Here is a 5,120-nt window from a genome sequence, read left to right on the forward strand (position 1 = left end):
CGGCTGTGGCTACGACCATGGGCACGGCTCGCGCGAAACGCTCGGCAGGAGCGGTCCTGGCCCACGGGATCGCCGCGGCACCGGGATCGCGGCGAACGCCGGACGCTCGAAATCCGCTTGATCTGTTCGCAGGCGGACTGGGGCCCACTGCGCCGATCGGTGTAGATTCGTAACCGAGCCAGACGTCGCTGCTGATGGCGGTCGGGCGGCCTCACGGGCCGGCCGAGGGAGAGAGGGCCTCCGACGGACTGCGCTGCGCAAGGCACCGGGCATTCGTGTGCCCCGTGGGGCGCTCACCGTGCCCGCCGCCGCGCAGACCAGCCGAAACCGACCTCGCCCCAACCCGAGGAGCAGCTCGTATGACCACTGTCGACAACCGACAGGACTTCAAGGTCGCCGACCTTTCCCTGGCCGACTTCGGTCGCAAGGAGATCACCCTCGCCGAGCACGAGATGCCCGGCCTGATGTCGATCCGCAAGGAGTACGCCGAGGCGCAGCCCCTCGCCGGCGCCCGCGTCACCGGCTCCCTGCACATGACCGTGCAGACCGCCGTACTCATCGAGACCCTGGCCGCCCTCGGCGCCGAGGTCCGCTGGGCCTCCTGCAACATCTTCTCCACCCAGGACCACGCGGCGGCCGCCATCGCGGTCGGCCCGAACGGCACGCCCGACAACCCCCAGGGCATCCCGGTCTTCGCCTGGAAGGGCGAGACCCTGGAGGAGTACTGGTGGTGCACGGAGCAGGCGCTGACCTGGCCGAACACCCCCACCGGCGGCCCGAACATGATCCTGGACGACGGCGGTGACGCCACCCTCCTCGTCCACAACGGCGTCCAGTACGAGAAGGACGGCAAGGTCCCGTCCGTCGACACCGCCGAGAACGACGAGCACCGCGTCATCCTGGAGCTCCTCAACCGCACGATCTCCGGCGGCTCGCAGAAGTGGACCCAGCTCGCCTCGGAGATCCGCGGCGTGACCGAGGAGACCACGACCGGCGTCCACCGTCTCTACGAGATGCACCGCGACGGCACCCTCCTGTTCCCGGCGATCAACGTGAACGACGCCGTCACCAAGTCGAAGTTCGACAACAAGTACGGCTGCCGCCACTCCCTGATCGACGGCATCAACCGCGCCACCGACGTCCTCATCGGCGGCAAGACCGCCGTCGTCTGCGGTTACGGCGACGTGGGCAAGGGCTGCGCGGAGTCCCTGCGCGGCCAGGGCGCCCGCGTGATCATCACCGAGATCGACCCGATCTGCGCACTGCAGGCGGCGATGGACGGCTACCAGGTCACGACCCTCGACGAGGTCGTCGACAAGGCGGACATCTTCGTCACCACGACCGGCAACAAGGACATCATCATGGCCGCGGACATGGCCAAGATGAAGCACCAGGCGATCGTCGGCAACATCGGCCACTTCGACAACGAGATCGACATGGCCGGCCTCGCGCAGATCCCGGGCATCGTCAAGGACGAGGTCAAGCCCCAGGTCCACACCTGGAAGTTCCCCGACGGCAAGGTGCTCATCGTCCTCTCCGAGGGCCGCCTGCTGAACCTGGGCAACGCGACCGGCCACCCGTCGTTCGTGATGTCCAACTCGTTCGCGGACCAGACGCTGGCCCAGATCGAGCTGTTCACCAAGCCCGAGGAGTACCCGACCGACGTCTACGTGCTGCCCAAGCACCTCGACGAGAAGGTCGCCCGCCTCCACCTGGACGCGCTCGGCGTGAAGCTCACGACGCTGCGCCCCGAGCAGGCCTCGTACATCGGTGTCGAGGTCGACGGCCCGTACAAGTCGGACCACTACCGCTACTGAGCCCGGCGCTCACCAACGGTTGCCAGCAGGCCCTCGCCCTCACCGGCGGGGGCCTGCCCCCTACGAGGACCCGAGCCACCATGCCCCGCGGCCGATATTCGCTCCATGACCCGCACGACCACACCCCTCTCGCCGAAGAACGGTTCCACTGCGCGCCCGGCCCCTCCGGCTGGCGCTACGTCTCCCAACTGACCACCCCTTCCGGACCGGCCACCCCTTCCGGCACCGGACCCGAGGGAGCGGTCCGGCACGGCGTCCCCGCCGGTTCCGTCGACCTCGCCCTCGACGACCGCGGCCGTCCCATCCGCCTCGAACTCCACGCGTCGGGCTGGCAGGTCCGCGCCGCCGCCCTCGACGGGGTCACCTGGGTCCGCACCGACCCCACGGGAGAGCACGCCACCGAAGGCAATGTCCGCGCCCACGCCTTCACCGGTTCGTCCCCCGCCTTCCTCGTCGCCACCGCACGTCTGCTGCGCCTCACCCCCGATGCCTCCGCCACGCGTGTACGCCTCGTCGCCTTCACGGACCCGGTCCTCGCCCCGCGCACCCTCGACCAGTCCTGGGCCCTGATCACGAGAGAAGCACACGCCACTGACAACGGCCCCCTGACCGTGGAGGAATACCAGGTCACAGCCCTGGACACCGGTGAACAGCACACCGTGCACCTGTCCGGCGACGTGGTGCTCTCGGCCCCCGGCATCGAGCTCGAAGACCTCGAATCACCGCCGTCGGTCTTCGCCTGACACGGGTGCGGGGCGAGCCCGCCACTCAGGCGGGCGGGGCGAATCCGGTGGAGGGTCGTTCCTCGACCGGCGGCTGGGGTTGCCCCGGGCTCGTGCCGTACCCCGGGCCGTGTGAGGGGCCGTACGGCATCCCCTGCGGCGGTCCGTACGGCATGTTCGGCGCGCCCCAACTCGGTACACCGGGCCCGGGACCGGCCGGGCCGCCGACGAAGCCGCCCCCGGCAGCCCCACCACCACCGGCGCCGCCACCGAACGCCCGCCGTGCCTCCCGCGCCTGGCGCTCCTGCACCACGGCCGCCAGGAACGCCGCCGGCGCAACGCCGGGCGGTACCGGAGTGCCGGTGCGCTCGGCGACATCGTTCGCGAGGCGCTCCGCCATCGCCCACCCGACCTGCGGGTCCAGCTGCTGCATCCGCGTCAGGTACTGCCGGACCGCCAGCCACAGCCCGTCCGGAACCGCGGACAGATCGAGTGCGGAGAACCGCCCCGACAGCCAGGGCGGGGGCGGAGGGACGAAGGACGTACGCCCCGCGGGGATCCGTTCCCGGACGACGAGGGTCCCGGCGAACACGTCACCGAGCCGCCGCCCCCGCGCCGACACGAGCGACGCGATGCATGCCACGACGCCGAACGTCATCAGGATCTCGACCACACCGACCGCCCCACGCACCAGCGCGTGCCGGAAGCGGATGGGCCCGCCGTCGTCCCGCACCACGCGCAGCCCGCACGCCAGCTTCCCGAGCGAGCGCCCATGACTGAGCGTTTCCACGGCGATCGGTCCGCCCACCAGCAGCAGAAGGAACGCGGCGATCGCCACGGCCATCTGCGCGGCCTCGTCGAGCGAGGCCGTGGCCACGGCCAGGGCGATCACCACGACCACATAGGCGGTCACCGCCACCACCAGGTCGAGCACCACGGCCAGTACCCGGCTCGGCAGCTTCGCGGGGCGCAGCTCCAGTGCCACCGCCTCGCCCGTCACAAGCTCACTCACGCCCGCCGTCCTTCCCCGAACTGCCCTGAGAACAGCCAGTCTGCCAAGCTGAGGCACATCGCGCCGCAGTGCGACAAGCTGACCACACGACGAGCGCAGGACGAGCAGCCGAGGAGCAACCGACCCGATGGACCTCGATGTCTTCGTGTCCGCCCACCGGGCGGAGTGGGACCGGCTCGACGCACTCCTCCGACGCCGGCGCCGCCTCACCGGAAGCGAGGCCGACGAACTGGTCGCCCTCTACCAGCGCACGGCGACCCACCTCTCCCTGATCCAGTCCAGCGCCCCGGACCCTCAGCTCACCGGCCGGCTCAGTCAACTGGTCGCCCGCGCGCGCAGTGCCGTGACCGGCACCCGCCGTGCCTCCTGGCGAGACGTCACCCGCTTCATCACCCAGGGCTTCCCCGCGGCGGTGTACCGGGCACGCCACTGGTGGGTCCCGACCGCGCTCCTGTCCACCGCGCTCGCCGTCCTCCTGGGGTGGTGGATCGGCACGCACCCCGAGGTCCAGTCCTCGATCGCGGCCCCCGCCGAACTACGGGAGCTCACCCGCCCCGGCGGCCAGTACGAGACGTACTACTCCAGCCACCCCGCGGCCTCCTTCGCGGCCCAGGTGTGGACGAACAACGCCCAAGCAGCCGCGATGTGCCTGGTACTCGGCGCCTTCCTGTGCCTGCCGGTCATCTGGATCCTCTTCCAGAACATGCTCAACGTGGGGGTCGGCATCGGCCTGATGTCCTCGGCGGGCCGCCTCGACACCTTCCTCGGCCTGATACTCCCGCACGGCCTCCTGGAGCTGACCGCCGTCTTCGTGGCGGCCGGTACGGGACTGCGCCTCGGCTGGACCGTCATCGACCCGGGCCCGCGCACTCGTCGCGCGGCACTCGCCGAGGAGGGGCGTGCCGCCCTGGGCATGGCGATAGGCCTCGCCCTGGTCCTCTTCGTCTCCGGCGCCATCGAGGGCTTCGTGACCCCCTCCGGCCTCCCGACCTGGGCCCGCATAGGCATAGGCATAGCCGCCGAAGTGCTGTTCCTCGTCTACGTCTACGTCCTGGGCGGCCGTGCGGTGCGGGCCGGCGAGACGGGCGACGTCGAGGAGGCCGAGCGCAGCGCCGCGGTGCCGACCGCGGCCTGATGTGCAGGCACCCCGATCAGGCTGCTAGTCTCCTCTTCGCCCCACAAAAACCGTTGACACGGGACGTGTGGGGAGGTAGATTCGAACAGTTGCCTAGAGCTGGACAAGCTCGGCGGTGGCAGTTAGCATCTGTCAGCTCCCTGGAATTCAATTTCGGTGGAGCACCTCCCGATAATTCGGAAATTGAGCGGCCGGTCAGGCCGGTCGAAAACTTCTGATAAAGTCGGACTCGCCGAAAGAGAGCCGCAAGGCAATCAAATAGGCAAAGGCCTTCCAACTGGCCACCGGAAACAAATTCCGACCGGAAACGGAACGGGAAAAGGATCTGGTAAGGTTGGAAACACGAAGGGAAGCGCCCGGAGGAAAGCCCGAGAGGGTGAGTACAAAGGAAGCGTCCGTTCCTTGAGAACTCAACAGCGTGCCAAAAATCAACG

5 protein-coding genes are annotated in these 5,120 nt (G+C 69.6%); 3 read left to right on the forward strand and 2 right to left on the reverse strand.

From position 1 onward, the window contains the following. The first annotated feature begins 359 nt into the window (after window positions 1-359). Window positions 360-1,817: an adenosylhomocysteinase gene (gene ahcY / locus ACFWGJ_RS41705; protein WP_387334175.1), complete on the forward strand. Its 1,458-nt coding sequence runs from the start codon at window positions 360-362 to the stop codon at window positions 1,815-1,817. Window positions 1,818-1,897: 80 nt separating this feature from the next. Continuing rightward, complete coding sequence (locus ACFWGJ_RS41710; protein WP_387334176.1) at window positions 1,898-2,560, forward strand: hypothetical protein; 663 nt, start codon at window positions 1,898-1,900, stop codon at window positions 2,558-2,560. 25 nt (window positions 2,561-2,585) lie between these two features. Here ACFWGJ_RS41710 and ACFWGJ_RS41715 read toward each other — a convergent pair whose 3' ends face one another. Further along, window positions 2,586-3,551 carry an RDD family protein gene (locus ACFWGJ_RS41715; RefSeq protein WP_387334177.1) on the reverse strand — a complete coding sequence of 322 codons (966 nt, stop codon included), beginning with the start codon at window positions 3,549-3,551 and terminating at the stop codon, window positions 2,586-2,588. A gap of 127 nt (window positions 3,552-3,678) precedes the next feature. Here ACFWGJ_RS41715 and ACFWGJ_RS41720 point away from each other — a divergent pair, with 127 nt between their 5' ends. Beyond that, window positions 3,679-4,686: a stage II sporulation protein M gene (locus ACFWGJ_RS41720; RefSeq protein WP_387334178.1), complete on the forward strand. Its 1,008-nt coding sequence runs from the start codon at window positions 3,679-3,681 to the stop codon at window positions 4,684-4,686. A 195-nt stretch (window positions 4,687-4,881) separates the two neighbouring features. Here ACFWGJ_RS41720 and ACFWGJ_RS41725 read toward each other — a convergent pair. Next, window positions 4,882-5,120 (reverse strand): hypothetical protein (locus ACFWGJ_RS41725; protein WP_366788030.1); only part of this gene is annotated, 239 nt, incomplete at its 5' end.

This window comes from Streptomyces sp. NPDC060205 (assembly GCF_042728395.1).
In the GTDB taxonomy this organism is placed as follows: domain Bacteria; phylum Actinomycetota; class Actinomycetes; order Streptomycetales; family Streptomycetaceae; genus Streptomyces.

Bases quoted from the DNA above. Each gene is read 5' to 3' on its own strand.
- ACFWGJ_RS41720 (WP_387334178.1), top strand. From the start codon at position 3,679: ATGGACCTCGATGTCTTCGTGTCCGCCCACCGGGCGGAGTGGGACCGG.
- ACFWGJ_RS41710 (WP_387334176.1), top strand. From the start codon at position 1,898: ATGCCCCGCGGCCGATATTCGCTCCATGACCCGCACGACCACACCCCT.
- ahcY (WP_387334175.1), top strand. From the start codon at position 360: ATGACCACTGTCGACAACCGACAGGACTTCAAGGTCGCCGACCTTTCC.